This is a genomic window from Xenorhabdus poinarii G6 (assembly GCF_000968175.1).
Classification (GTDB): Bacteria; Pseudomonadota; Gammaproteobacteria; order Enterobacterales; family Enterobacteriaceae; genus Xenorhabdus; species Xenorhabdus poinarii.
Genome location: NZ_FO704551.1, coordinates 1 through 24,910, shown reverse-complemented (window position 1 = coordinate 24,910; position 24,910 = coordinate 1). Strand labels below are relative to the sequence as shown.

The window sequence follows — 24,910 nt, the reverse complement described above, 5'->3', positions numbered from 1 at the left end:
GAGGGAGGGGCATGTCTGAATTTGCTACGGTAGCTCGCCCCTACGCCAAAGCAGCTTTTGACTTTGCTGTAGAACACCAATCCATTGAACACTGGCAGAACATGCTAGCGTTCGTTGCTGAGGTTACTCGCAATGAGCAGGTTGGTGAGCTGCTTTCCGGTTCATTGGCACCGGAAACGTTAGCCAAAACTTTCATCACTCTTTGTGGTGAGCAGGTTGATGAGCATGCTCAGAACTTTATTCGTGTCATGGCAGAAAATGGTCGCTTGCTGGTATTGCCAGAAGTCTTCCTGCAATTTACCCAATTGCGTGCGTCACTCGAATCAACTATTGATGTTGAAGTGATTTCTGCATCCGAACTGAATGAGCAGCAGCAGACTAAAATTTCTGCGGCGATGGAAAAACGTCTGTCACGCAAAGTGAAGCTGAATTGCAAAATTGACAAGTCTGTTATGGCCGGTGTGATTATTCGCGCGGGTGACATGGTGATCGATGGCAGTATTCGTGGCCGTCTGAATCGTTTAACAGACGTCTTGCAGTCTTAAGGGGACTGGAGCATATGCAACTGAATTCCACCGAAATCAGCGAACTGATCAAACAGCGTATTGCTCAGTTCAATGTCGTGAGTGAAGCTCACAATGAAGGTACGATTGTTTCCGTTAACGACGGTATCATTCGTATCCACGGTTTAGCTGATGTCATGCAGGGTGAAATGCTCTCTCTGCCTGGCAACCGTTACGCAATTGCACTGAACCTGGAGCGCGACTCTGTAGGTGCGGTTGTGATGGGGCCGTATTCTGACTTGGCCGAAGGCATGAAAGTCAAATGTACCGGCCGTATTTTAGAAGTACCTGTTGGTCGTGGTCTACTGGGGCGTGTTGTTAACACTCTGGGTGAGCCAATTGACGGTAAAGGTGCTGTTGAGCACGATGGCTTCTCACCGGTAGAAGTTATCGCGCCAGGCGTTATCGATCGTCAATCCGTTGACCAGCCTGTCCAGACAGGTTACAAATCCGTTGATGCCATGATCCCAATTGGTCGTGGTCAACGTGAGTTGGTGATCGGTGACCGTCAGACCGGTAAAACGGCTCTGGCTATCGATGCGATCATCAACCAGCGTAATTCTGGTATCAAATGTATCTATGTTGCGATTGGCCAGAAAGCCTCTACCATTGCTAACGTAGTGCGTAAACTGGAAGAGCATAACGCACTGGAAAACACGATCGTTGTTGTTGCATCCGCTTCTGAATCTGCGGCGTTGCAATATCTTGCACCATACTCTGGCTGTGCGATGGGGGAATACTTCCGTGATCGTGGTGAAGATGCCCTGATTGTTTACGATGACCTGTCTAAACAGGCTGTAGCATACCGTCAGATTTCCCTGTTGTTACGTCGTCCACCTGGACGTGAAGCATTCCCTGGTGACGTTTTTTACCTGCACTCCCGCTTGCTGGAGCGAGCTGCGCGTGTGAATGCTGAATACGTTGAAAAATTCACCAACGGTGAAGTAACAGGTAAAACAGGTTCTCTGACTGCACTGCCAATCATTGAAACTCAGGCGGGTGACGTTTCAGCGTTCGTACCAACAAACGTTATCTCCATCACTGATGGTCAGATCTTCCTGGAATCTTCTCTGTTCAACGCAGGTATCCGTCCGGCCGTTAACCCAGGGATTTCCGTATCCCGTGTTGGTGGTGCTGCTCAGACTAAGATCATCAAGAAACTGTCTGGTGGTATTCGTACCGCTCTGGCTCAGTATCGTGAATTGGCGGCCTTCTCCCAGTTTGCTTCTGATCTGGATGATGCAACGCGTAAGCAGTTGGATCATGGTCAGAAAGTTACTGAGTTGCTGAAACAGAAACAGTATCAGCCTATGTCCATTGCACAGCAGGCATTGTCTCTGTTTGCGGCTGAGCGTGGTTATCTGGAAGATATCGAAATCGCGAAAGTGGTCAGTTTCGAAGCTGCACTGTTGGCATATGCTAGCCGTGAACATGCTGATCTGCTGAAAGAGATTGACCAGTCTGGTGATTACAATGGAGAGATTGAAGCGAAGCTGAAAGCGCTGTTGGAATCCTTCAAGGCGACTCAGTCCTGGTAACACTATTCGGCCCTGTTTGATTGAACATGGGCCGTCTGGTTAATGAGGAGAAGCAGAAATGGCCGGCGCAAAAGAGATACGTACCAAAATCGCCAGTGTGCAGAACACGCAAAAAATCACTAAAGCGATGGAAATGGTCGCCGCGTCCAAAATGCGTAAAACGCAGGATCGCATGGCGGCTAGCCGTCCTTATGCAGACACCATTCGCAGTGTGATTGGACACCTTGCGTTAGGTAATTTGGAATATAAACATCCATACCTTGAAGAGCGCGAAGTGAAGCGTGTTGGGTACGTGGTTGTTTCGACTGACCGTGGTTTATGTGGTGGTTTGAACATTAACTTGTTCAAAAAATTGCTGATAGAAATGAAAGACTGGTCTGATAAAAACGTCCAAGTTGACTTGGCGCTTGTTGGATCGAAAGCGGTTTCTTTCTTTTCTTCTGTTGGCGGCAACATTGTTGCTCAAGTAACAGGGATGGGAGATAACCCATCATTGTCCGAATTGATCGGGCCAGTCCACGTCATGATGCAAGCATATGACGAAGGGCGTCTGGATAAACTGTATATAGTGACAAACAAGTTCATGAATACAATGTCTCAGGTTCCGACAATCACTCAGTTATTGCCTCTGCCAGCCGGAGACGATGAAACACTGAAGAAGAAGTCCTGGGACTATCTGTATGAACCTGATCCTAAAGCGCTGTTGGATACCCTGCTGCGCCGTTATATAGAATCGCAAGTTTATCAGGGCGTCGTTGAAAACCTGGCTAGTGAACAGGCCGCACGAATGGTCGCGATGAAAGCCGCGACCGATAACGGCGGCAACCTGATCAAAGAGTTGCAGTTGGTTTACAACAAGGCTCGTCAGGCCAGCATCACTCAGGAACTCACCGAAATCGTTTCAGGTGCTTCTGCGGTTTAACAGCTAGGTTTACGAATTACGTAGAGGATTCAAGATGGCTACTGGAAAGATTATCCAGGTAATCGGCGCCGTGGTGGACGTCGAATTCCCTCAGGACAGTGTACCAAAAGTATACGATGCCCTTGAGGTTAAAAACGGTGGAGAAAAACTGGTGCTGGAAGTTCAGCAACAGTTAGGTGGCGGTATCGTCCGTTGTATCGCGATGGGAACTTCCGATGGTCTGCGCCGTAATTTGGACGTCATTAATTTAGGACACCCAATCGAAGTACCAGTGGGTAAAGCAACACTGGGCCGTATCATGAACGTGTTGGGCGATCCGATTGATATGAAAGGTGAAATCGGCGAAGAAGAGCGCTGGTCAATTCACCGTACAGCACCAACCTATGAAGAGCTGTCCAACTCTCAGGATCTGCTGGAAACCGGTATCAAAGTCATGGACTTGATTTGCCCATTTGCTAAAGGGGGTAAAGTTGGTTTGTTTGGTGGTGCGGGTGTAGGTAAAACCGTTAACATGATGGAGCTGATCCGTAACATCGCGATCGAGCACTCAGGTTACTCTGTATTTGCCGGTGTCGGTGAGCGTACCCGTGAAGGTAATGACTTCTATCATGAAATGACTGACTCAAACGTACTGGATAAAGTATCTCTGGTATATGGTCAGATGAATGAGCCACCAGGAAACCGTCTGCGTGTTGCACTGACGGGGCTGACGATGGCGGAAAAATTCCGTGATGAAGGCCGTGACGTGCTGCTGTTCGTTGATAATATTTACCGTTATACCCTGGCTGGGACAGAAGTATCGGCACTGTTAGGTCGTATGCCATCTGCGGTAGGTTATCAGCCAACATTGGCGGAAGAAATGGGTGCTCTGCAAGAGCGTATCACTTCAACCAAAACCGGCTCCATCACCTCCGTACAGGCGGTTTACGTTCCTGCGGATGACCTGACTGACCCGTCACCTGCGACAACCTTTGCTCACTTGGATGCAACTGTCGTATTGAGCCGTCAGATCGCATCTCTGGGTATTTATCCTGCGGTAGACCCGCTGGATTCAACCAGCCGTCAGCTTGACCCATTGGTTGTTGGTCAAGAGCACTATGATGTGGCTCGTGGCGTTCAGTCTATCCTGCAACGTTATCAGGAACTGAAAGACATCATCGCTATTTTGGGCATGGATGAACTGTCTGAAGACGACAAACTGGTTGTGGCACGTGCCCGTAAGATCCAGCGCTTCTTGTCTCAGCCATTCTTCGTTGCAGAAGTCTTCACTGGCTCTCCAGGTAAATTCGTTTCTCTGAAAGACACTATTCGTGGCTTCAAGGGCATCCTGAACGGTGATTATGACCATCTGCCAGAGCAGGCGTTCTACATGGTGGGTACCATCGACGAAGCAGTGGAAAAAGCGAAGAAGCTTTAATACGGCTGACGGGAGGTTGATATGGCTGCAATGACGTTCTCCCTGAACGTAGTCAGTGCTGAAAAACAGTTGTTTGAAGGGCTGGTACAGAAAATTCAGGTGACAGGTAGTGAAGGTGAATTGGGGATTTATCCTCAACACACGCCACTACTTACTGCCATAAAACCGGGCATGATACGTATTGTTAAGCAGTTTGGTGAAGAAGAGTTTATTTACCTGTCAGGTGGAATTCTTGAAGTTCAGCCAAACGGCGTTATCGTACTGGCCGATACAGCGATCCGTGGTAAGGATTTGGATGAAGCTAAAGTGCTTGAAGCCAAGCGCAAGGCAGAAGAACACATCCGTAATTCTCACGGCGATGTTGATTATGCTCAGGCATCTGCTGAATTGTCGAAGGCGATCGCGAAACTTCGCGTTATCGAGCTGACAAAAAAAATGATGTAACAGGTATCTGACAGATTTCGAATTGCATTCAAATGCGTTGTAATTTGAAAGATGAAGGATACAGGCAGTTAGATAAAAAGCCAGTTGGTGAAAGCTAACTGGCTTTTTTGCATTGCGAAATATGTAGCAATTTATTTCTCAAGCAGGTTTACTTTCATACTTAAAATTGGAATTGTCAGGTTTCTTATGTCTATGATTGCAAATAGTGTCAATGCAAAAAGTGTCGTGATCCTTGCCGCAGGCAAGGGAACCCGCATGTATTCCGACCTTCCCAAGGTTCTGCATTTGTTGGCTGGTAAGCCAATGGTTCAGCATGTTATTGATACCGCAATGGCGTTGGGAACGCAAAGTGTTCATCTGGTTTATGGGCATGGCGGTGATCTGATGAAACAAGCGCTTTCTAACCAGAATCTGAACTGGGTTTTTCAAGCTGAACAGCTTGGTACGGGTCATGCCATGCAGCAAGCTGCGCCGCATTTTGCAGATAATGAAGATATTTTGATTCTGTACGGTGATGTGCCTTTGATTGCTAAAGATACCTTAGAGCGTTTGATTGAGGCTAAACCAGAAGGTGGTATTGGATTATTGACTGCTATTTTGGATAACCCAACAGGGTATGGCCGTATCATTCGTGAAAATGGAGAAGTCATCGGCATTATCGAACAGAAAGATGCAACGGAAGAACAGTATAAAATCAACGAAATTAACACGGGTATTTTGGTTGCTAATGGCGGTGATTTGAAACGTTGGTTATCCAAATTGGAAAACAACAACGCACAAGGTGAATACTACCTAACCGATATTATTGCGCTTGCACATAAAGAAGGCCGTCAAATTAAGGCGGTACATCCAAGCCGTTTAAGTGAGATGGAAGGAGTTAACAATCGTCTTCAACTTTCCGCTCTGGGACGTATTTACCAATCGGAACAGGCTGAAAAATTACTACTCGCCGGTGTCATGTTATTAGATCCAGCACGTTTTGATCTGCGTGGAACATTAGAACATGGTCACGATGTAGTGATTGATACCAATGTCATTATTCAGGGCCATGTCACATTGGGCAATCATGTTCAGATTGGATCAGGTTGTATTCTGAAAAATTGCGTGATTGGTGATGGTGTGGTGATTCGCCCTTATACTGTTATTGACGATTCTGAAATTGCTGCCGAATGTACTGTCGGGCCTTTTGCCCATTTACGTCCGGGCTCCAAATTGGCGGAAAAAGCGCACGTTGGTAATTTTGTTGAAATGAAAAAAACTTCACTGGGTCGGGGTTCTAAAGCGGGTCATCTGACTTATCTTGGTGATGCTGAAATTGGTAGTCATGTCAATATTGGTGCTGGAACGATTACCTGCAACTATGATGGTGTTAATAAATTTAAAACCATCATTGGTGATGATGTCTTTGTCGGTTCTGATACTCAGCTTGTTGCACCTGTAACCATCGCGAAAGGGGTGACAATTGGTGCCGGAACTACAGTAACAAAAAACGTTACTGAGAATGAATTGGTGATTAGCCGCGTAAAACAAACGCATATTCAAAACTGGCAGCGTCCAGTTAAGAAAAATAAATAAGTTATACCCATAATAAATAATACTCCTTAATAAAAATGAGGAGATTCCCCATTTCTACAAAGCTCGGGGATCGGCAAGCCGGAACACGATTTGCCGTAACACAATCAGGTTGTGCGACATCAAAGGGGCTTTTTATCGCCCTGTTTTTAGGAATAAAACACATGTGTGGAATTGTTGGTGCAGTAGCACAACGAGATATTGCAGAAATACTGATCGAAGGTCTGCGTCGTTTGGAATACCGTGGTTACGATTCTGCGGGTATCGCTGTTGTTGACAGTGAAAACCGTATGACTCGCCTGCGTGAAGTCGGTAAAGTCCAGGTGCTGGCTGATGAAGCAGATAAACAGCCCGTTATTGGTGGCACAGGTATTGCGCATACCCGCTGGGCAACGCATGGTGAACCAAATGAACGCAACGCTCATCCTCATACTTCTGACCATATTGCGGTTGTGCATAATGGCATTATTGAAAACCACGAAGAATTGCGCGAAGAGTTAAAAGCGCACGGTTACATTTTTGCTTCAGATACAGACACTGAAACCATTGCTCACCTTGTTCACTGGGAACAGCAACAAGGTGGCTCATTACTGGAAGTGATTCAGCGTGTTATCCCACAATTGCGCGGCGCTTACGGCACCGTGATTATGGATAGCCGTCATCCTGATGTGCTGGTGGCTGCGCGTTCTGGTAGTCCACTCGTGATTGGCTTGGGGGTGGGGGAGAACTTCCTGGCATCTGACCAACTGGCGTTACTGCCGGTGACTCGCCGTTTTATCTATCTGGAAGAAGGCGATATTGCTGAAATCACTCGCCGCAATGTTCGCATTTTTGATATACAGGGTGAAGCGGTTGAACGTGAGCAGATTGAATCCAATGTTCAGTACGATGCCGGTGACAAAGGGGTATACCGCCACTACATGCAAAAAGAGATTTACGAACAACCAATGGCGATCAAAAACACATTGGCAGGCCGTTTAAACAACGGTCAGGTAAATCTGACAGAACTGGGTGCGAATGCAGCGGAATTATTGTCTCAAATTGAGCATATCCAAATCGTTGCCTGCGGCACTTCTTACAATGCGGGAATGGTTTCACGTTACTGGTTCGAATCGTTAGCGGGGATTCCTTGTGATGTGGAAATTGCCTCAGAATTTCGTTACCGCAAACCTGCACGTCGTAAGGGAAGCCTGTTGATCACCCTGTCTCAGTCTGGTGAAACGGCTGATACTTTGGCTGCCTTGCGTTTATCCAAGGAGCTGGGCTACCTGACTTCGTTGACCATCTGTAACGTAGCGGGCTCATCTCTGGTACGTGAATCAGCATTTGCGCTGATGACCAAAGCGGGTGCCGAAATTGGTGTCGCTTCGACCAAAGCCTTTACGACTCAATTGACTGTCTTGTTGATGCTGGTGGCTTACATTGGGCGTTTGAAAGGGGTTGATGCATCATTGGAACAAAACATTGTTCATGCCCTGCATGCCCTGCCAAGCCGCATTGAAAGCATGTTGTCCAAAGACAAACTGATTGAAGCGCTGGCAGAAGATTTCTCTGAAAAACACCACGCTCTGTTCCTCGGTCGTGGTGATCAGTACCCGATCGCGGTTGAAGGTGCACTGAAACTGAAAGAGATCTCTTACATTCACGCTGAAGCCTATGCAGCAGGTGAATTGAAACATGGCCCGTTGGCTTTGATCGATGCGGACATGCCAGTGATCATCGTTGCACCAAACAATGAACTACTGGAAAAACTGAAATCCAACATCGAAGAAGTCCGCGCCCGTGGCGGGTTGTTGTACGTCTTCGCCGATCAGGATGCGGGTTTCACCGACAGCGAAAATATGAAGATCATCTCCCTGCCACACGTAGAAGAGTTGATCGCACCGATCTTCTATACCGTGCCATTGCAATTGCTGTCTTACCATGTTGCCTTGATCAAAGGTACAGATGTGGATCAGCCACGTAACTTGGCGAAATCAGTGACGGTGGAGTAATATTTATAATACGTTATTAATATAGACGTATAGTCAAACAAGTACGTTCTCAATCCGGTTAGGCGAAAGCTGGCCGGATTTTTTTATGAGAGAAAAATCCTAATAGAGGCTTATCACTACATATAGGATATTCACGATAATAAAATGGAGAAAATAAAAAGTGCCTGAAACGGCTTTAGAATCTGTAGAAATGATGTCCAAATTTCCAGAGAAAAAAGTTGATCCAGTGAGATTGCTGGTCGATTTTTTCAACCAGCTACATGTTATTGAACGCTTTAATGTATTTAAATTTGAGAATATAACGGGTTGGGAGAATTGGTTTCAGATCGAACTGGCTTATTTTTTATACCACCATGTTACAGAGCAAGATGGAGAATGGTGGAGAGAGTTTAGTATCAAATGGGATGGCATGCCTGAAAATATTGAAAGATGTAAGCCGGATTTTTGGCTTTGGTCAGGTGAGAAAAATAGCTACTACCTTTTGGAATTAAAACAAAATGGGGATGTTCATACAGCACTCAAAGACGTAATCAAAGATATTAAAAAACTCAGCACTTTGACTAATACTAAAACCTTCAATGCAGTTGGCTATGATGGAAAATATACCTGTAAAGGTAAATTTTTCGTATTAGTTTCAAAATATCAGCCGAATATTGTTGAATTGCCAGCTGGAGCTGCTGAGGTTTTTAGAGGGGCATTGGCAAGAGTGGTTTTTACTTTGTTATATATCGTTCTTGAAGATTATAGTGGTATTTTAATTAGCCGTAATCATTTGGACTAACATGGTTATGTATTACGGTTTTTTAGAGAATCTATGTTAACTCTTGGGCTAATTTGTGGATGGGCTTTCTGTCATCCACATTACTGGGTGTGATCCTTCGGCGAACAGGGTTCGTATCTGATTCGATTTTTCTTTTCACTCCTGAACCGCTTTTTCCCGCATTCTGTGTAATAACTGTAGTTATTATCCAGATATGCGCAAGTTTGATCGGATTTTTTAGTGCGCCGGGCATCGCCCGTCGTTTTTATCTTAATAAGATTTTCAGATTTTCAATGTATCAGAAATTCTTTACTACACTTAAACAGTCAATTGCTGTGATTAAGGCAATGGTTTAACTGTTTACGAAGAATATGAGCCACGGGCATGCGTTTTTCTCCGTTGGCAATAAATGGAATTCCTTTGATGACAATTGAAAAAATCACCCCGAACTACCCTGAGTCTAAGAGTGCGGATATCACTCAAAACAATATCGATCAACTTAAGCAACTTTTTCCTGAAGTATTTTCTGAAGGAAAAATTAATTTTGATGCCTTAAAAGCAGTGCTTGGTGAAGCCGTTGATGATTCAGATGAGCGCTATAACTTCACTTGGCATGGTAAGACTCGGGCGCGTCAAATTGCCCAGACTCCATCAACAGGCACATTACGCCCTTGTAAAGAAGAAAGTGTAAATTGGGATACCACCGAAAACCTGTTTATTGAAGGCGATAACCTTGAAGTGCTTAAAATATTACAGAAGTCTTACCATAAAAAGATAAAAATGATTTATATCGATCCTCCCTATAACACAGGTAAAGATTTTATTTATAGAGATAATTTTAATGACAATATAAAAAATTATCTTGAATTAACAGGCCAGGTTGATGGTGAAGGAAGAAAAATTAGAACTAACTCAGATACATCTGGTAGATATCACTCGTCGTGGCTAAATATGATGTATCCTCGCTTAAAGTTAGCAAGAAATCTTCTAAAGGATGATGGCCTCATTTTCATATCTATAGATGAAAATGAGATTGCTAATTTAAAATCGATTTGTTGTGAGATATTTGGAGAAGATAACATATTGGGAGTTATCACCAATATAAATAATCCTAAAGGTCGTTCAGATGATAAATTTATTGCGACAGCCCATGAATATTTACTAGTTATTGCAAAAAATTCATCTTTGGCTAGGACTTATGGATTTGAACCTGATGAAAAAATAACAAAACGGTATAATAAGATCGATGAAAATGGTAAAAAATACCGTGACATAGATCTAAGGAAAACAGGTGATGCTGATCGAAGAGAAGATCGTCCAGATATGTTTTATTATTTCTATTTCGATGAGGTATTAAACTGTTTAACAGTATCAAAAGATAGAATAAACAGTGATCTAATTGAAATTAAGCCAGTAAAAGACAATGGAGCAGATGGCCGATGGCGTTGGGGGTTTGATACTGCAAAAAATAGGATTAATGATATTTATCCTAAATATATGCCTACAAAAAAAATGTGGGGAATTATGGAAAAAGACTATTTGGAAGGACGACCTCCAGTTAAGCCAACATCTGCTTGGACTCACAAAGATGTTAATAGTGAGAGAGGTAGTGAACAATTTATTGAACTTGGTTTTGAAAAAGAGGTATTCTCAAGACCAAAGCCAATTGGCACAATACTACGAGCAATAAAAATAGGTTCTATTCCAGAAGAAAAATCAATAGTTCTTGATTTTTTTGCTGGTTCTGGAACTTCCGCTCATGCTGTATTTGAAGCTGTCAAAATATATAATAAAAACTTAACCTTCATTATGGTTCAACTTCCTGAATTACTCGATGAAAACAAAAAAGAGAATAAATCAGTTATTGAGTTCTGTAAGGAAAATGGTAAACCTTATTTCTTATCGGAAATTACAAAAGAAAGGATAAAGAGGGCAAGTGAAAAAACAGGAGTTAATACTGGTTTTAAAGTATTTAAGCTAGACGAAACTAATATCCGTTCTTGGGATGCTAACTTCGATAATTTGGAGCCAGCACTTAAACTCGCATTAAAATCAATTAAAGATGATCGCTCGGTAGAAGATATTCTTTATGAAATCCTGCTTAAATACGGTATTGAATTAACCACCCGTGTTGAAGAAGTCACTGTAGAGGGAAAGAAAATCTTCATTGTTGGCACCGGGGCTTTAATCGTATGCCTGGACGATGATATTACCGAACAGGTGATTGAAGGTATTGCCAAACTGAAAGAAAAACTTAATCCAGAAAGTACGCAAGTCGTTTTTAAAGACCAGGGCTTTGCAGACTGTATCGTCAAAACCAATGCGATTCAGATCCTCAAGCAGTATGGTATCAACGATGTAAAGAGCATTTAAGGTGATGGTAATGAAGATTCAATTTAGATCGGACTTATCACACCAAATGGAGGCGGTTGAGGCTGTTTTAGGTGTGTTTGCAGGGCAGGAAACATTTCAATGTAATTTTACGGTAGCTGATAAGATGTGGGCGAATCAGCAACTGGATATCTTTGGTAAAAACAATGACCTCGGTGTTGGAAATGCTCTTACCTTATCGCCTGATGAAATTTATGCCAACACGCGTAACGTCCAGTTAAAGAATGGCTTGCCACAGGTTGAAAACGCAAAGCAAGAACTGATAAGTCTGGATTTCAGTGTTGAGATGGAAACGGGTACAGGTAAAACCTATGTGTATCTGCGTTCTATCTTTGAGCTAAATCAGCGTTATGGACTGACAAAGTTTATTATCGTGGTGCCGTCTATTGCGATTAAAGAAGGCGTCTATAAGTCGCTGCAAATCACTGAGTCTCACTTCCGTGAGCAGTATAAAAACGTCCAGTATGACTATTTTGTCTATGATTCATCAAAGCGCGAACAGGTGCGTAACTTTGCGACCAATGATTACATCCAAATCATGGTGATCAATATTGATGCGTTCAGTAAATCATTCATTGATCCGACGAAGGAAACGACGGCGAATCTGATTCACCGTACCGATGACCGATTGAACGGGATGAAGCCGATTGAATTTATTCAGGCGACTCATCCAGTCGTTATTATTGATGAACCACAGTCAGTGGTATCAACGGCAAACCGAAAAGACGCGATTAGCAGCTTGGCGCCGCTGTGTACATTCCGTTATTCGGCTACGTTGGAGGAATCGCCACACCTGCTCTATAAGCTTGACGCTATTGATGCCTATGAGCGCAAACTGGTTAAGCAAATTGAAGTTGCTTCGCTGGATGTTAAAGACGGGCATAACCAAGCCTACATCAAGCTAGTGAGTGTTGATAATAAGAAATCCCCCATTTCTGCCAAAATTGAAATTGACGCTCAAACGCGCACCGGCAAGCTGCAACCCCGTAAGGTAATCACTATCAAAGATGGTCAGGTCAATGACTTATTCGAACTTTCGGGTGGGCGCAGTGTGTATGAAGGTTATATCGTTAATGATATTTATTGCGAAGAAGGTAATGAATATATTGATTTTACCTGTTGCGATGAAATTGTGCGTCTTGGGCAAGCCATTGGTGAAGTGGATTCGGAAGCCTTTAAGCGTATTCAAATAGCCAAAACTATCGAAGAACATCTGGAAAAAGAACTGAAGTTTTATCACAAGGTAACAGCGGGTTATGACAAGTTCGACCACTCGAAAATCTTAAGTCAGAAAGGTATTAAGGTGTTGAGTCTGTTCTTTATCGATAAGGTTGCCAACTACCGAGGCTATTCTAACGATGGCGTGCCTGTGCAGGGTAAGTTTGTCAGGTGGTTTGAAGAAGCGTTTGCCAGACAGGTTAGCAAGCCAAAATATCGCGTGTTGTATCCGAAAATCTGGCACAGTGATGGCGATAAATACACGATTAACGAAATTGCGCTGCAAGAACTCACCCAAACAGTGCACGATGGCTACTTTGCACAGGATAAGAAAAAAGATGTCTCTGGTCGCCCTCAGTTTACTGACTCAAAGCTTTCAGCTAAAGGCGAAGGAGGAAAAACTGCGGCTGATGAATCAGCCTATAGTCTGATCATGAAAGATAAAGAAAAGCTTCTATCTATAGACGAGAAGCTACGTTTTATCTTTTCACACTCAGCACTGAAAGAAGGCTGGGACAACCCGAATGTTTTCCAGATCTGTACGTTGAATGAATCCAGCTCAATCACTAAAAAACGGCAGGAAATCGGTCGTGGCCTGCGTTTAGCTGTTGATCAGTCGGGTGAGCGTGTGCCTTACGGTTTTGAGGTAAATACCCTGACCGTGATGGCAAATGAGTCTTATGAACGCTTTGTTGATGGACTGCAAAAAGAGATTGAAACAGAAGAAGGCATTAAATTCGGGGCGGTTGAGCCTCACCAATTTGCCAACATGGTTGTTTCTGGCGAGCGGGATCAGAAGGCCTTTTTGGGTGCAAAGCAGTCAGCAGAGATCTTCCAGTATTTTCTGTCCCAAGGTTATATTGATGGCAAAGGCAAGATTCAGGATGTGCTGAAAATTGCTATCAATAACAATGAGGTGAGCCTGCCCTCCAGTGTTGCTGAATATACGGATGCCATCGTTGCCACATTGAAGAAGTTGGTAAAAGGCTTGAAGGTGAAAAAACACGCAGAGAAGCGCTCTGTAAGCTTGTGTGCAGATACAAATGGTAAGCAAGTTGTTCTTGGTGAAGACTTCAAGGCTCTTTGGGAGCGCATTAAATACAAAACAACTTACCGTGTTAACTTTAATATCAACGAGCTGGTTGATAACTGTATCAAAGAAATTAGCACGAATGTGGTCGTAGCCAGTGCCAGGTTTCAGTACACCAAGGTTAAGGTTGCTGTCACTGAAGCTGAACTGGAAGCTTATGATAAGAAAACCAAGATTCAGGATTACCGCAATCGCAACTTCCAGTTGCCAGATATCGTGACTTATCTGACCGATCAGACCAATCTGACCCGCCAGACAATTATCGATATTCTGTTAGGTTTAGGCGATAAGCTGGAAGCCTTCAAAAACAACCCTCAGCGCTTTATCGAATTAGCGGGTGAAGTTATCCGTAAACAGATGCGTATTGCCATTGTAGATGGCATTAAATATCAACGTATTGGTGACGAGGCATACTATGCTCAAGTGCTTTTCCAAGAAGAAGAGCTGACTGGTTATTTCAAAGATATGGTAAAAGCTGAAAAGTCGGTATATGACTACATCATTTGCGATTCTGATACGGAGGTTAGCTTCGCTGAAAAGCTAGAAGGTGCTGAAGAAGTGAAGATTTATTCCAAGTTGCCATCTTGGTTCAAGATTGGTACCCCGCTGGGCAGTTACAATCCTGACTGGGCGGTATTAATTGACAAAGATGACGGCGCGGGGAGGAAGCTTTACTTTGTGGTTGAAACGAAATCAAGCATATTCTCAGATGACCTGCGTGAAGCTGAAAAAGCGAAGATCAAGTGTGGTGTTGAGCATTTTAATGCGTTAAGTAAAGATAAAGATGGCAAAGAGGTGCCTAACGCTGCCAGGTTTGTTAAAGCCGATAACTTTGATACGTTCAGTACTCATTTTTGCTCTTAATAATATCAAGGCACTAGCAATAGTGCCTTCAGGTTAATAACAAAGTGCTGGTTTTTATCTGGCGCTTTGTTTTACCAAATATGGTGCGAGCTTTAACGTTTGATTGATTCAAAAGAACACGATAATTAATGAATTGATATCATTATGCTAATGAAAATAAATCATGTATCTCATCATGATACTCCTGCCTTATAAATACAAATGGTTGCCCCCGCAAATAAAAAATACCATGGCAGTTTGAACAGGCTGCTTATCTGATTAATAAAATTGTTTTGCGGGAGAAGGAACATGAATAACGATTATGATGTTTTGATCATCGGTGCTGGCATTTCTGGCATTGGTATCGCGTGCCATTTAGCAAGAGAATGTCCTGATAAAAAAATCAGCATATTAGAGCGTCGCCATGCCATAGGGGGAACGTGGGATTTATTTCGCTATCCAGGCATTCGTACTGATTCAGATATGATGAGCTATGGCTATAAATTTCGTCCCTGGACTGACACCAGTATTTTTGCTGATGCTCCTTCAATCAGACGTTATCTCCATGAAACAGCGAAGGCATATGGCATTGATAAAAAAATCCAGTTTGGATTAAAAATCACCCATACGAATTGGTCAAATGAAACTTGCCAATGGACAGTCAATGCCATTGATGAAGCCAGTGGAGAAACTCGGCAATTTACCTGTCATTTTCTTATCGCAGCGACAGGTTACTACAATCATGATGAACCCCATTTACCTCAATTTCCCGGACTTGCAGATTTCAAAGGCCCGATCATTCATCCGCAATACTGGCCTGAGGAATTAGATTACAAAGGAAAGCGCGTTGTTGTGATTGGAAGTGGTGCAACCGCAGTCACTTTACTGCCGGCAATGGCTAATGATACTGAACATATCACCATGCTCCAGCGTTCCCCCAGTTATGTTTTATCAATACCGGGAAGGGATAAGATGGCAGAATGGCTAACAGGCCTGATTCCACAACGTTGGATTTACACATTAAGCAGAAAGCGTAATATCTTATTTTTCAGTTCGTTGTATAAGATGAGTCGATATTTTCCCAATCTGCTCAAATCGTTTTTACTGAGATTGGTTCGCAGAAAAGTTGGCGCTGGTTTTGACATGAAGCACTTTACACCAAGGTACATGCCATGGGATGAAAGGCTATGCTTTGTTCCAGACAGTAACTTATTTAAGGTACTAAGGGAGGGGAAAGCCTCTATCGTGACTGACCAGATTGAACGTATTACTGAAAACGGTATTTTGTTGCAGTCGGGTAATGCATTACCCGCAGATATCCTCGTGACAGCTACCGGGCTGCGCTTACATCTTATGGGGGGAATTGAACTTTTTATTGATGGGCAAAAGCCACAAAGTAATAGTCAGTTGTTATATAAGGGAACATTGTTACAGGATATTCCTAATTTTGCTTACCTGTTTGGTTATATCAATAATGCCTGGACATTAAAAGTTGATCTCTCGGCAGAATATCTCTGTCGTTTGTTAAATGAAATGGATCGTCGTCATGCTAAAGCTGTCATACCCCATGCACAACCGGATGAGGTCGTGATTGATGAGCATATTTTTGGGGCTTTGCGTTCGGGTTATGTGAGACGTGATGAATCCGCTCTTCCTCGTCAGGGGCGCAGCCCAAATTGGTATGTATCGCACGATTATACAAAGGATAAAGAGGTATTGGGGCAACCTATTGATGATCCCGCATTACAGTGGAAGTAAATTTTGTTATGCAACCAGGGGATGTGGGTATTTTGTTTTTTTAACTAATGGCTTGTGATAAGCCACTTTTTGGTGAACCAAGAGAAAACAGCCCCTGAAATAGCGCCAAAAATATGCCCTTCGGTTGAAATGTATTCTTGCCATGGTAACAAACCGAAGATAATCCCACCGTAGTAAATAATCACCAAAATGGCAAAGAAGAGATCTTTTGCCCGTCTGAGGAAGTAAGCATTCGCCAGCAATAATCCCCACAGGCCGAAGATCCAGCCGCTGGCACCAACATGAATGGCGGGACGGCCAAATAACCAGACCAGAATTCCTTCTGTAAAGATAATAAACAGGCTGGCAATGACATAATAACGAATGGAATGCGTCATCAATAACGCACTCAATACCAAGAGTGCCGGAAGATTACTGAATAAATGTTCCCAGCTACCATGTAGGAAAGGGGAGAGAGGAATACCGATCAATCCCCGAACATGACGGGGAATGATGCCGAGATGGATTAATGATCCACCGGTAAAGGTATTAAGCAATTGGACGATGATAAGAATCGATACTAACCCGATTAAGATATGAAAGCGTTGCTTAAACCATATAGCCATCATTGTCTCCTGGTTGACAGTTTTTCACCGATAATACTGGCATTAAGCCTTTATCCAACAAACCAAAATAATGAATAGTCATCCGCTGAAAATAATAACCGGAAAAACCAAACAATAAGTAGGATAGTGCCATAGTTCATAAATAGACTTGCACCTTTCATCATATTTTGTCAGTTTTAGTGATGTCAGTATGTCTGATGAACATCTTTCGAGACAGGATAACTATGATGAAAAGTGTAGGTTTTATCGGCTGGCGTGGTATGGTCGGCTCAGTATTGATGCAGCGAATGGCAGAAGAGAAGGATTTTGATGAAATCAATCCGGTTTTTTTCACAACTTCCCAGCATGGGCTTCCTGCCCCGGCATTCGCAGGCAAATCAGGTGTATTGCAGGACGCTTTTGATGTTGAGGCATTGAAGGCACTGGATATTATTATTAGCTGTCAGGGCGGGGATTATACCCATGAAATCTATCCCAAATTGAGGGAAATGGGATGGCAGGGATATTGGATTGATGCCGCTTCTGCTCTGCGCATGAAGGATGATGCGGTCATTATTCTTGATCCGGTTAACCATCATCATATTCAAAACAGCTTGAATAAAGGTATCAAAACTTTTGTTGGCGGTAACTGTACCGTGAGTTTGATGCTGATGTCATTGGGGGGATTATTTACCAATGACTTGGTTGAATGGGCCTCAGTATCAAGTTATCAGGCAGCTTCTGGGGGTGGCGCTCGTCATATGCGTGAACTGCTGGTGCAAATGGGAATGCTGCATAATCAGGTTGCAGAGGAATTACAGAATCCTGCTTGCGCAATTTTGGATATTGAAAAACGAGTCACTGATTTTACTCGCAGTGGTGCATTGCCGACGGATCAATTTAGTGTGCCTTTGGCGGGGAGCCTGATCCCATGGATTGATAAGCAACTGGAAAACGGGCAGAGCCGTGAAGAGTGGAAAGGACAGGCGGAAACCAACAAGATTTTGAACACGGGTCATCATGTCATCCCGATTGATGGCTTGTGTGTTCGTGTTGGGGCGCTGCGCTGTCATAGTCAGGCGTTTACTCTGAAATTGAAAAAAGATATTCCAATCCATGAAATCGAGACGTTGTTAGCTTCCCATAATGATTGGGTTCGTGTTATTCCGAATGATCGTGAGCTGACAATGCGAGAGCTAACACCCGCTGCGGTGACGGGGACATTGAATACTCCAGTAGGTCGTTTGCGTAAACTGAATATGGGGCCGGAATACCTATCCGCTTTTACTGTGGGTGATCAGCTTTTATGGGGCGCGGCAGAGCCTCTGCGCAGGATGTTACGTATTCTGTTGTAGAAAAAAACAAATACTCATTATGCGTTTCGATTACCAGAGATTGAGGCACAAACTGGCAAAATCTGTGGCTACTCGTTTTCCTTTATTATACCGTCGTATTGATAGCCGGTTATGGGGGACGTCATCTCGTGGTTCATGGGTTGCCGGATTTTGAGCTAGAAATTGTTATTCTACATAACAAATAGAATATTTTTGTTCCGCAGAACTGACGAAGGACAATGACAGGCAGACACTCATCAGACGGATGAGGCCGCCCCAGATAACATGACGTTATCTGGGGCGGGGATAAGCAAAAATATTAAATATCAATATTCGCCGCTTTTAGTGCATTTTCTTCAATAAATGCACGACGAGGTTCAACGGCATCCCCCATCAGCGTGGTGAACAGTTGATCGGTTGCAATCGCATCTTTCACTGTCACACGCATCATACGACGTGTTTCTGGGTTCATCGTGGTTTCCCACAACTGATCAGGATTCATTTCTCCCAGACCTTTATAACGCTGGACGGTAAGACCACGGCGTGATTCTTTAGTCAGCCATTCCAGAGCTTGTTCAAAGCTGGCTATCGCCTGACGACGTTCACCACGTTCGATATAGGCATCTTCTTCAATCAGGTTTATGAGTAATTCACCCAGTTTGGTGATACGGCGATATTCACCACCGTGAATGAAATCAAAATCCAGATTGTAGTTAGTATCAACACCATGTGTACGAATGCACAGAATGGGTTCGAAAATCTGGCGCTCACGGTTCTCATGGATTTGATAGCTATAAGTACTGCCATTCTGCTCTTTGTCATTGAGGCGAATTGCCAGCGCACTGACCCATTCTTCCACTTTTTCTTGCGTGCTTAGGGCATCTTCGGTGAGTTTGGGATGGTAAATCAGGTTGTTCAGTAAAGCCTGCGGATACAAACGCTCCATACGACGGATGATTTTCTGGGTTGTATTGAATTCTGTTACCAGTTTCTCCAGCGCTTCACCTTTCAGAGCGGGTGCGTGTGGGTTGGTATACAATGCTGCCCCATCCAGTGCGATGGACATCTGATAGGCTTCCATCGCATCGTCATCTTTGATGTATTGCTCTTGTTTGCCTTTCTTCACTTTATACAGTGGTGGCTGCGCGATGTAGACATAGCCACGTTCGATGATTTCCGGCATCTGGCGATAGAAGAATGTCAGTAGCAGAGTACGGATGTGAGAACCATCAACGTCGGCGTCGGTCATGATAATAATGCTGTGGTAACGCAATTTGTCCGGGTTGTACTCATCGCGGCCAATCCCGCAACCTAAAGCGGTGATCAACGTCGCGACTTCCTGTGACGAGAGCATTTTATCGAAGCGGGCTTTCTCAACGTTCAGGATCTTACCTTTTAATGGCAGGATAGCCTGATTTTTACGGTTGCGTCCCTGTTTTGCAGAACCGCCCGCAGAATCCCCTTCCACCAGATAGAGTTCAGACCGCGCGGGGTCACGCTCCTGGCAGTCAGCCAGTTTGCCCGGTAATCCTGCCAGATCCAAAGCTCCTTTGCGGCGGGTCATTTCACGGGCTTTACGCGCTGCTTCACGAGCACGAGCCGCATCAATAATTTTACCGACCACGGTTTTGGCATCGTTCGGGTTTTCCAGCAGGTATTCCACCAGCTTCTCATTCATCTGCGTTTCGACAGCGGTTTTCACTTCGGAAGAAACCAGCTTGTCTTTCGTTTGAGAAGAGAATTTTGGATCAGGGACTTTAACGGAAATCACCGCGATCAAACCTTCACGGGCGTCATCACCAGTCGCACTGACTTTGGATTTTTTGTTGTAGCCCTCTTTATCCATATAGCTATTGAGGGTACGGGTCATGGCGGTACGGAAACCAACCAAGTGGGTTCCCCCGTCACGTTGAGGAATGTTATTGGTGAAGCAATAGATATTTTCCTGAAAACCATCATTCCATTGCATAGAAATTTCAACGCCAATCCCATCTTTTTCTGTGGAGAAATAGAAGACATTTGGGTGAATGGGGTTTTTATTACGGCTTAGGTATTCAACAAACGCCTTAATACCACCTTCATAATGGAAGTGGTCTTCTGCATTCGTGCGTTTATCGACTAAACGGATGGAAACGCCGGAATTCAGGAAGGATAATTCACGCAAGCGCTTTGCCAGAATATCATATTCAAACTCCGTGTTGACCTTGAACGTCTCCATGCTTGGCCAGAAACGGACAGTGGTCCCCGTCTGCTCAGTATCACCGACTACTTTTAGCGGGGACTGTGGTACGCCCAGATGATAAGTTTGTTCATGGACTTTGCCGTCACGGCGGATAGTCAGTTCCAGTTTTTCCGATAAGGCGTTAACAACAGAAACCCCTACGCCATGCAGACCGCCGGAGACTTTATAGGAGTTGTCATCGAATTTACCCCCCGCATGCAGCACAGTCATAATAACTTCTGCTGCTGAAACACCTTCTTCTTCGTGTATGCCGGTAGGAATACCGCGGCCATCATCCTGCACAGAAACGGAATTATCTGCGTGGATCGTGACAACTATTTTGTCACAATGACCTGCGAGGGCTTCGTCGATAGCGTTGTCAACAACCTCGAAGACCATGTGGTGTAGGCCAGTACCATCATCGGTATCACCGATATACATGCCTGGACGTTTACGGACAGCATCCAGCCCTTTTAATACCTTGATACTTGAGGAGTCATATGTATTCGACATCAACGTTTCTCGCTCATCTTAATCCTGTAGTTGAACCTCTATTTTGCCATGTTCTACGCGAAACATCCTGCTATTTACATCAATCATGTCTGTAACTTGCCCAGGTGTGATTGCACTGACAAACACTTGGGCCTGCGTAGATTTCAGACGCTCGGCTAATAGTTGACGACGGCCGGCATCCAGTTCTGAGGCAAAATCATCAAGCAGATACAGGCATTGTTGCCCGCTCTGTCGGGTGAAGTATTCACCCTGTGCTAACCTCAACGCGCACATCAGTAATTTCAACTGACCACGAGACAGCATATCCTCTACTGGTGTGCCATCCGCCCTGATCCGCAGATCAGCTTTATGCGGGCCGGAAGCCGTGTAGGTTAGCGCTCTGTCGCGCTCAAACTGTCGCGCGAGCAGTTCCGCATATTCACTTTCTTTGTCCCAGCCTTGTTGGAAGCTGATACTGAGTGTGAATTCAGGTAAAAATTGTTTGCAGGTTTTTTCGATATCTTCGGAAATTCCTGCAATATATTCCGCCCGCCATTGGCTGATTTCGGTTGCCAATGGGATAAGTTCCCGATCCCAATGTTGGATTTGACTGTAGCGGGTGACTTGGCGTAATGCCGCATTTCTCTGCTTGAGCAGCCTTTTCAGGTTGGCCCAGGCGGTAAAAAAGCGCGGCTCATTGTGAAAACATCCCCAATCAATAAAAGCCCGACGGTATTTCGGCCCCCCATTGAGTAAGGTGAAACCTTCCGGTGTGATAAGTTGCATCGGCAGCATTTTGGCTAATTCAGCAATTTTATGTCCATCACTGCCGTCGATCCTGACTTTGTTGTCGCCTTGACGGTTTTTGCTTAAGCCGACCGACAAGATACGTTCATGGAATGGCTGATCAAGCCGCCCATGAAGAATGAACTCATCGCAATCATGGCGAATGACTCTTCCTGCCTGAAGACTACGAAAAGCACGGCCATGGCCTAAGGTATAAATGGCTTCCAGTATACTTGTTTTGCCGCTACCGTTTGGCCCAACCAGAAAATTAAAACCGGTCGCCAGTGGCAGATCAGCATCCGCAATATTACGAAAATTGCGGATCAGCAAACGCGAGAGAATCATATCGATGAATTAATACGGCTACAGGCGCATTGGCATGACGACATAAGTCGCCGCCTGACTGGCTGAATTCTCAATTTTTACGCTGGATGTGGCATCCGTTAGCAGGAGACTCACTTGCTCGCATTTCAATGCGTTTAGAACATCCAATACGTAGCTGACATTGAAGCCAATTTCCATTTCAGTCCCCTGATAACTGACATCAAGGATCTCTTCTGCTTCTTCCTGCTCCGGGTTATTGGCGGTAATTCTCAGTTGGTTTTCGCTTAAATAGATGCGAACACCACGGAATTTTTCGTTGGACAAAATCGCGGCTCGTGAAAAGGCTTGTTTGAGCATGTCACAATTGGCTTCCAACGTCTTATCAGGATTTTTGGGCAGTACGCGACGATAGTCAGGGAAGCGGCCATCCACTAATTTCGATGTGAAGATAAAATCATTAACATGAGCACGGATGTTATTGCTGCCAATCTGCAATTGCAGCGGATTTTCACCACCATCTAGCAGACGCATCAATTCAATCACCCCTTTGCGAGGGACGATCACGGAATGGGACGGCAGATTTTGCCCGATGTTCATAGAACAAACAGCCAGGCGGTGACCATCGGTAGCAACAGTACGCAGTTCTTCACCTTCAGTTTCAAACAACATCCCGTTTAAGTAATAGCGAACATCCTGATGTGCCATGGAAAATTGCGTGGATTCAATCAGACGTTTCAGTGTGGCCTGAGGCAGAGAAAACTCAACTTCGCTCTTCCAGTCATCAAGATTGGGAAAATCTGAAGCGGGTAGCGTAGAGAGTGAAAAACGGCTGCGACCGGAACGAACAAGAATGCGATCGCCATCCAGTTCTACACTGATTTCTGCGCCATCAGGTAACCCGCGCCAGATATCAAAGAATTTACGTGCGGGAACAGTGGTTGCACCTTGTTCATGTGGCTGAGTCAGCGTGACCCGCGCCTTCATTTCCATTTCCAAATCGGTGCCCGTCAGGAGCAGGGAACCTTCAGTTACCTGCAATAATAAGTTGCCTAAAATCGGCAGAGTAGGGCGGCCTCCCAGGGGGCTGCTCACTTGCTGCAACGGTTTTAATAATTGCTCACGTTCAATGATGAATTTCATAGCGCTAGGAAGACAATGTTCTGATTAAGTTAGAAAAATCTTCTTTGATGTCATGACTCTCTTCACGCAGTTGTTCTATTTTTCGACAAGCATGAAGGACAGTGGTATGGTCACGTCCACCAAAGGCATCCCCGATTTCAGGCAAGCTGTGATTGGTCAGCTCTTTTGCCAGCGCCATGGCCATTTGCCTCGGTCGGGCAACGGAGCGTGAACGGCGCTTGGAAAGCAGATCAGCAACTTTGATTTTGTAATATTCAGCCACAGTTTTCTGAATATTATCAATAGTGACCAGCTTTTCTTGCAGAGCCAATAGGTCACGTAATGCTTCACGTACAAAATCAATCGTAATTGCACGGCCTGTAAAATTGGCATTGGCGATGACTCGATTCAAAGCGCCTTCGAGTTCACGAACGTTAGATCGCAGGCGTTTGGCAATAAAGAAAGCGACTTCCCCCGGCAACAGAATTTGATTCTCGTCAGCTTTCTTCATCAAAATAGCAACACGTGTCTCCAGCTCCGGGGGTTCGATGGCAACGGTCAATCCCCAACCAAAACGGGACTTTAACCGATCTTCGACGCCATTAATCTCTTTCGGATAGCGGTCTGATGTCAGAATAATCTGTTGATTACCTTCCAGCAGGGCATTGAACGTATGAAAGAATTCTTCCTGGGATCGCTCTTTATTGGCAAAAAACTGAATATCATCGATCAGAAGCGCATCGACAGAACGATAATAACGTTTGAATTCTTCTATGGCATTATTTTGTAACGCTTTGACCATGTCCTGAACAAAACGTTCAGAGTGCATGTAAACTACTTTTGCATTGGCTTTGCGTGCCATGATGCTGTTGCCGACAGCATGCAAAAGGTGGGTTTTACCCAAGCCGGTTCCGCCATAGAGGAACAAGGGATTGTATGCCCCCCCCGGATTATCAGCCACTTGTCTGGCGGCAGCTCTGGCGAGTTGGTTGGATTTACCTTCAACAAAGTTATCGAATGTATGTTTGGGATTCACATTGGAACGATAAGATAACTCTGGCTGGATTTTAGCGTTGTCCCAGCTTGGGCGTACTGATGAGGTGGACGGCGCAGCAGCCACCGGCATATCGGTAAAGATTTTCTGTACGGCAGACTGGTTTGGTGAAACAGGTTTATTCCCTACTTCAAAACGCAGTAACGGTACTTCAGGACCACAGAAATCATTTAATAACAAATTGATATTATTAATATACTTCTCCCTTACCCAATCCAACACAAAACGGTTGGGGGCATAGAGAGCCAAAGTGTTATCACTCAGTTCTGCCTGAAGGGGTCGTATCCACATACTGAATTCTGTGGCAGGTAACTCATCCTGCAATCGGGCAAGACATTGCTGCCAAAGCGAAAGTGACACGGCTAACTCCCCTAAAACAAGACCAATAAAAGAAACCGGAATAAAAGATACGTTATATTGGGCACAAGGCATAATTCCCCAATCGTGAGGAAGATAGCATGTACCTCGTGGCGATTTTTAATATCA

At 44.5% G+C, this 24,910-nt stretch carries 17 protein-coding genes; 12 read left to right on the top strand and 5 right to left on the bottom strand.

The window, feature by feature from the left end:
- The first annotated feature begins 11 nt into the window (after window positions 1-11).
- The 11 genes from atpH to XPG1_RS00035 all read left to right on the top strand — a co-directional run bounded on the left by atpH (window position 12) and on the right by XPG1_RS00035 (window position 16,510).
- The gene (gene atpH, locus XPG1_RS00085) at window positions 12-545 is read left to right on the top strand and encodes a F0F1 ATP synthase subunit delta (protein ID WP_045957274.1); all 534 of its coding nucleotides are present in this window, start codon (window positions 12-14) and stop codon (window positions 543-545) included.
- Between the two features lie 14 nt (window positions 546-559).
- Complete coding sequence (gene atpA / locus XPG1_RS00080; RefSeq protein WP_045957273.1) at window positions 560-2,101, top strand: F0F1 ATP synthase subunit alpha; 1,542 nt, start codon at window positions 560-562, stop codon at window positions 2,099-2,101.
- 58 nt (window positions 2,102-2,159) lie between these two features.
- On the top strand, window positions 2,160-3,023 hold the full coding sequence (gene atpG, locus XPG1_RS00075) for a F0F1 ATP synthase subunit gamma (RefSeq protein ID WP_045957272.1): 864 nt from the start codon (window positions 2,160-2,162) through the stop codon (window positions 3,021-3,023).
- Window positions 3,024-3,057: 34 nt separating this feature from the next.
- Window positions 3,058-4,440 (top strand): F0F1 ATP synthase subunit beta, encoded by a 1,383-nt coding sequence (atpD, locus tag XPG1_RS00070; RefSeq protein WP_045957271.1) that lies wholly within the window; start codon window positions 3,058-3,060, stop codon window positions 4,438-4,440.
- Between the two features lie 21 nt (window positions 4,441-4,461).
- Window positions 4,462-4,884: a F0F1 ATP synthase subunit epsilon gene (locus XPG1_RS00065; RefSeq protein ID WP_045957270.1), complete on the top strand. Its 423-nt coding sequence runs from the start codon at window positions 4,462-4,464 to the stop codon at window positions 4,882-4,884.
- Between the two features lie 186 nt (window positions 4,885-5,070).
- Window positions 5,071-6,459: a bifunctional UDP-N-acetylglucosamine diphosphorylase/glucosamine-1-phosphate N-acetyltransferase GlmU gene (glmU, locus tag XPG1_RS00060; RefSeq protein ID WP_045957269.1), complete on the top strand. Its 1,389-nt coding sequence runs from the start codon at window positions 5,071-5,073 to the stop codon at window positions 6,457-6,459.
- A 161-nt stretch (window positions 6,460-6,620) separates the two neighbouring features.
- A complete protein-coding gene (gene glmS, locus XPG1_RS00055) occupies window positions 6,621-8,450 on the top strand; it encodes a glutamine--fructose-6-phosphate transaminase (isomerizing) (protein ID WP_045957268.1) in 1,830 nt (609 codons plus the stop codon).
- Between the two features lie 160 nt (window positions 8,451-8,610).
- Window positions 8,611-9,231: a hypothetical protein gene (locus XPG1_RS16900; protein WP_052708205.1), complete on the top strand. Its 621-nt coding sequence runs from the start codon at window positions 8,611-8,613 to the stop codon at window positions 9,229-9,231.
- A 363-nt stretch (window positions 9,232-9,594) separates the two neighbouring features.
- Window positions 9,595-11,583 (top strand): site-specific DNA-methyltransferase, encoded by a 1,989-nt coding sequence (locus XPG1_RS00045; protein ID WP_231853032.1) that lies wholly within the window; start codon window positions 9,595-9,597, stop codon window positions 11,581-11,583.
- A gap of 10 nt (window positions 11,584-11,593) precedes the next feature.
- Window positions 11,594-14,773, top strand: coding sequence for a type III restriction-modification system endonuclease (locus XPG1_RS00040; RefSeq protein ID WP_045957267.1), 3,180 nt, complete (start codon window positions 11,594-11,596; stop codon window positions 14,771-14,773).
- A 288-nt stretch (window positions 14,774-15,061) separates the two neighbouring features.
- Window positions 15,062-16,510 carry a flavin-containing monooxygenase gene (locus tag XPG1_RS00035; RefSeq protein ID WP_045957266.1) on the top strand — a complete coding sequence of 483 codons (1,449 nt, stop codon included), beginning with the start codon at window positions 15,062-15,064 and terminating at the stop codon, window positions 16,508-16,510.
- 44 nt (window positions 16,511-16,554) lie between these two features.
- Here the strand turns inward: XPG1_RS00035 and XPG1_RS00030 are convergent, their stop codons facing one another.
- Window positions 16,555-17,115 (bottom strand): rhomboid family intramembrane serine protease, encoded by a 561-nt coding sequence (locus XPG1_RS00030; protein WP_045957265.1) that lies wholly within the window; start codon window positions 17,113-17,115, stop codon window positions 16,555-16,557.
- Window positions 17,116-17,342: 227 nt separating this feature from the next.
- On the opposite strand from XPG1_RS00030, the gene asd reads away from it, so the two are divergent.
- Window positions 17,343-18,449 (top strand): aspartate-semialdehyde dehydrogenase, encoded by a 1,107-nt coding sequence (asd, locus tag XPG1_RS00025; RefSeq protein WP_045957264.1) that lies wholly within the window; start codon window positions 17,343-17,345, stop codon window positions 18,447-18,449.
- 298 nt (window positions 18,450-18,747) lie between these two features.
- Here asd and gyrB read toward each other — a convergent pair whose 3' ends face one another.
- From gyrB to dnaA, 4 genes are read right to left on the bottom strand one after another with little or no spacing between them, the layout of a single operon-like run.
- Window positions 18,748-21,162, bottom strand: coding sequence for a DNA topoisomerase (ATP-hydrolyzing) subunit B (gyrB, locus tag XPG1_RS00020; RefSeq protein ID WP_045957263.1), 2,415 nt, complete (start codon window positions 21,160-21,162; stop codon window positions 18,748-18,750).
- Window positions 21,163-21,180: 18 nt separating this feature from the next.
- A complete protein-coding gene (recF, locus tag XPG1_RS00015) occupies window positions 21,181-22,272 on the bottom strand; it encodes a DNA replication/repair protein RecF (protein ID WP_045957262.1) in 1,092 nt (363 codons plus the stop codon).
- A gap of 18 nt (window positions 22,273-22,290) precedes the next feature.
- Window positions 22,291-23,391 (bottom strand): DNA polymerase III subunit beta, encoded by a 1,101-nt coding sequence (dnaN, locus tag XPG1_RS00010; protein ID WP_045957261.1) that lies wholly within the window; start codon window positions 23,389-23,391, stop codon window positions 22,291-22,293.
- 4 nt (window positions 23,392-23,395) lie between these two features.
- Window positions 23,396-24,784, bottom strand: a complete 1,389-nt coding sequence (gene dnaA, locus XPG1_RS00005) for a chromosomal replication initiator protein DnaA (RefSeq protein ID WP_045960273.1) — start codon at window positions 24,782-24,784, stop codon at window positions 23,396-23,398.
- Window positions 24,785-24,910 lie beyond the last annotated feature (126 nt).